General features: G+C 60.1%; 3 protein-coding genes and 1 pseudogene. All 4 read left to right on the top strand.

Annotated elements, in window-relative coordinates:
• The first annotated feature begins 154 nt into the window (after nt 1–154).
• Nucleotides 155–1555, top strand: coding sequence for a tyrosine-type recombinase/integrase (locus AX703_RS14435; protein WP_231735552.1), 1401 nt, complete (start codon nt 155–157; stop codon nt 1553–1555).
• Nucleotides 1552–2493, top strand: coding sequence for a tyrosine-type recombinase/integrase (locus tag AX703_RS14430; RefSeq protein ID WP_062345051.1), 942 nt, complete (start codon nt 1552–1554; stop codon nt 2491–2493). The genes AX703_RS14435 and AX703_RS14430 overlap by 4 nt, the downstream gene beginning before the upstream one ends.
• Nucleotides 2490–3482 (top strand): tyrosine-type recombinase/integrase, encoded by a 993-nt coding sequence (locus AX703_RS14425; RefSeq protein ID WP_062345049.1) that lies wholly within the window; start codon nt 2490–2492, stop codon nt 3480–3482. The genes AX703_RS14430 and AX703_RS14425 overlap by 4 nt, the downstream gene beginning before the upstream one ends.
• A gap of 113 nt (nt 3483–3595) precedes the next feature.
• Nucleotides 3596–3721, top strand: a pseudogene (locus AX703_RS27970) (zincin-like metallopeptidase domain-containing protein); the annotation flags it as partial.
• Nucleotides 3722–3734: the final 13 nt, after the last annotated feature.

The following is a 3734-nucleotide window of genomic DNA, read 5'->3' as shown; positions in this document are numbered from 1 at the left end:
CCAACTGTACCGATCAGAATCATCTTGCGGCGGGAGGCGTCCATAGATTGTCGAAAACGGGCAGCTCGCCACCCCACAAATCCTGGATCATTTGCAAGGGCGAGGTCGATAGCTCCGGGGTTGCGATGTTACCCAGGAACCGAGTGCGCACTTCGTGGAATGGCACAGGGCAGTCGTACTTCTCGATCAACGCCTTTACGGCTGCATCGCCGGGATGCTTGGTCCTCTTCTGCTTCATACCCGCCCCGAATATCCGAAACCAAAACTGCTGATAATCTTGCAGTCAGGACGACGACAAGGCCCGGATCGTGCTCCAACCCTATGGAGCACGAAAACCATGACGAAAATCACCGACACCTGCATTGAGCCGTACCTCGACAGCTTCATGCGCAGCTTTGCCGCAGCGAATTACAAGCCCGAAACGATCAGGGGATACCGGAATCTGTTCCGCAGACTTGGACTGGCAATGGAAGAAGCCAGCGTCGCGCCATCGGCCTTGACGCCTGATCTTGCGGAAAAGCTGGGTCGGATGGCTGAGCCGGAAAGCACAGGGACGATCCGTCTTTACAGCCTGGGCCGTAAGTTCGCTGCGCACCTGATCGAGATCGGTGTTGCCAGGCCGGTTGCACCGACTCCCGCCGAGGTCGTCCGCGGCGAACTGCTGGCCGACTTCGAAATCTATCTCACCAAACAGCGAGGACTCAGTCCGCGCAGCATCTATCACACGCTGCGCTTTGCTGACCGCTTCATGGACCACCGCTTCGGTGCGGACATGATCGATCTGACAGGCCTTCGACCCGTTGACGCCGTCGGGTTCGTTCAACACCTGCTGTCGCGTGGGCGGCCTTACCGGGACAAGAGTGCAGTGACGCATCTGCGCACGTTCTTCCAGTACCTGTTCGCTCGAGGCATGACCGCGACCAATCTTGCACTTAGTGTGCCCAGAGCAGCGATGGCTCGAGACAAGCGCCTTCCCCGCCATCTGTCTTCCAGTGGCGTCGAAGCCGTGCTCGACTGGGTTCGACGCAATCCCCGGCACGGCGTTCGCGATTATGCGATGCTCCTGATCATGGCGCGGCTCGGGCTGCGTGCGCCGGAAATCATCAGGATCGAACTTGGCGATATCGACTGGCGCTCAGGCGAACTGATGGTGCGCGGCAAAGGCAAGTTGCATGACCGTGTGCCGATCACCGCCGAGGTCGGCGAAGCTCTAAGCCGGTACCTGAGGGAGGAACGCGGACCGACTGACTGTCGGGCCTTGTTCGTTACCCAGCGCGCACCGCATCGACCATTCAAAGATAGCCAGATCGTCAATGCCATCATCAAGGATGCGCTCGATGCGACCGGTCAGAAGCCTGCCACGCCCTATGTGGGATCGCATGTTCTACGCCACAGCCTTGCTACGCAACTCATAAATCGTGGCGCTTCACTCGACGAGGTCGGCGACATGCTGCGCCACCGGTCGCGCAGTTCCACTATGATTTACGCCCGGCTTGATATCGAAGGCTTGCGATCCATTGCGCAGCCCTGGCCAGTCACAGGAGGTGCACAATGAGCCTCGCCAGCCAGCTTGACCGCTATCTCGCGGTTCGCCGTAGCCTCGGCTATGATCTCAGGACTTCCGAACGGGTGCTACGCCGCTTTGTCCGCTTTACCGACGATGTCGGTGTCCAGCATATCGATACCGCCCTGTTCCTGCGCTGGGACGCAAGCCAACCTGCTGCCGGGTCATCCACGCGGTCCGCTCGGCTCGGTATGGTGCGGTTGTTTGCTCTTTGGTTGAGCAGCGTCGATCCGGCACATGAAGCGCCGCCGCGCGGGTTGTTGCCGGATCGCACAATGCGCAAACGGCCATACATCTACAGCAAAGCTGAAATCGGGAACATTATCGCAGCGGCCAGCGAATTGCCTTCCATCTATGGGATGCGCGGGCTGACATGTTCGACCTTCTTCGGCCTGGTCGCTGTCACGGGGCTCAGGATCAGCGAGGCGCTGGCGCTGGATACCGACGACCTTGATACAGCAACTGGAGTGCTGCGTGTCCGGCATGGCAAGCTGGGAAAGGAGCGCCTGCTACCACTCGATCCTACCGTAGTGGGCCGGTTGATCGCCTACACAACAGAACGCAATCGGCTGCTTGGTCGAGCATCTACCCCCTTCTTTGTAAGATGTAACGGCGACCGGCTCAGCGAATGGTCGACACGAGCCAGCTTCGCACGAGTAAGTCGAACAATCGGATTGCGGGAATACTCTCGGTTCAAGCGGCACGGAAAAGGACCACGCATACACGACCTTCGTCACACCTTCGCGGTGCGCACCATGATCGACTGGTACCGCACGGGCAAGACTCCGGCGCGGGAAATGATCAGGCTGACGACCTGGCTTGGCCATGCCAACCCCGATCACACGTTCTGGTACATCGAGGCCGTGCCGGAACTGCTGGAGCTGGCAATTGCGCGTGCCACTCGCCTTGGCAGGGAGGTGGAGCAATGACAGCCACGACTTTGCCTGCATTGATCCAGCGCTTCTTCACTGCGCGGCTGTGCGTCCAGATGGAAGCAAGCCGTCATACCATCGCGAGCTATCGCGACACGTTCCGCTTGTTGCTGCGCTATGCCGGCGCACGACTAGGCAAGCCACCGGTCGCTATCACAGTCGAAGATATCGACGTTGATCTGGTTGGCGACTTCCTCGCCCACACCGAAGCGGCGCGTGGCAACTGCGCCCGCAGCCGCAATACCAGGCTCGCCGCAATCCGTTCGTTCTTCCGCTACGTCGCGATGACCGACCCCACATGGATGCTGCACTGCCAACGCATCCTCGCGATGCCCAACAAGCGCTATGTAAAGCGTGCGGTCACGTTCCTCGATGCGAGCGAGATCGCCGCCCTGCTGGCGGCGCCGGATCGCTCGACATGGGCGGGAAAGCGCGATCATGCCTTGCTGCTGCTCGCGGTGCAGACAGGCCTCAGGGCATCGGAACTGATCAGCTTGCGAAACAGGGACGTCGTACTTGGCACCGGTGCACACGTTCGTTGCATGGGCAAGGGACGAAAGGAACGGTCCACACCGATCAGGCGGGAAACGGCCAAAATCCTGAAGGCGTGGATCGGCGATCGTGGCGACAGCGATCTGCCAATGTTCCCATCAATCCGTGGCGAACGGCTGAGCCGAGACGCGCTCGAACATCTGGTGCGCAAGCATTGCCTGACGGCATCGCGCACATGCCCAAGCATCGGCGCAAAACGGGTCACACCGCATACGCTGCGCCACAGTACGGCGATGGACCTGCTCCACCACGGTGTCGATCAGGCCGTGATCGCGCTGTGGCTCGGTCATGAATCGGTCGAAACGACGCAGGTCTACATCCACGCCGACATGCGCTTGAAAGAAAAGGCACTCGCGCGCGTCGCCGCACCGGATGTGCCGACAGGCCGGTTCCAGCCCGACGATCAACTCCTCACGTTCCTCGAAGGGCTCTGATTATGCCGAAGTGCCGCATGGCGAATGGCTGGGAAACAAGGTCTTGGCCAACACCATGCGGCATAGTCCGAGTTACGGCATTATGCGACTTATGCCGATATCGGCATAACTCGCATTGGTCAGGCCATGACAGCCGTCTGGCGCGCGATCTCAAGGGGCGTTTCGGCACGTCGGCCTATGCGGCCGAGGAACTGATCGCCTTATCTGGACAGTCTGCACCGTGCCTGACGCACCATTGAACGGTATGTTCTT

The sequence above is a fragment of the Novosphingobium sp. CCH12-A3 genome, from assembly GCF_001556015.1.
Classification (GTDB): Bacteria; Pseudomonadota; Alphaproteobacteria; order Sphingomonadales; family Sphingomonadaceae; genus Novosphingobium; species Novosphingobium subterraneum.
The sequence above is the reverse complement of the archived record's forward strand: the minus strand, read 5'-3'. Positions and strand labels throughout refer to the sequence as shown.

What these genes read in the sequence shown, in the direction of transcription:
- AX703_RS14430 (WP_062345051.1), top strand. Translation starts at nt 1,552, where the DNA reads ATGAGCCTCGCCAGCCAGCTTGACCGCTATCTCGCGGTTCGCCGTAGC.
- AX703_RS14425 (WP_062345049.1), top strand. Translation starts at nt 2,490, where the DNA reads ATGACAGCCACGACTTTGCCTGCATTGATCCAGCGCTTCTTCACTGCG.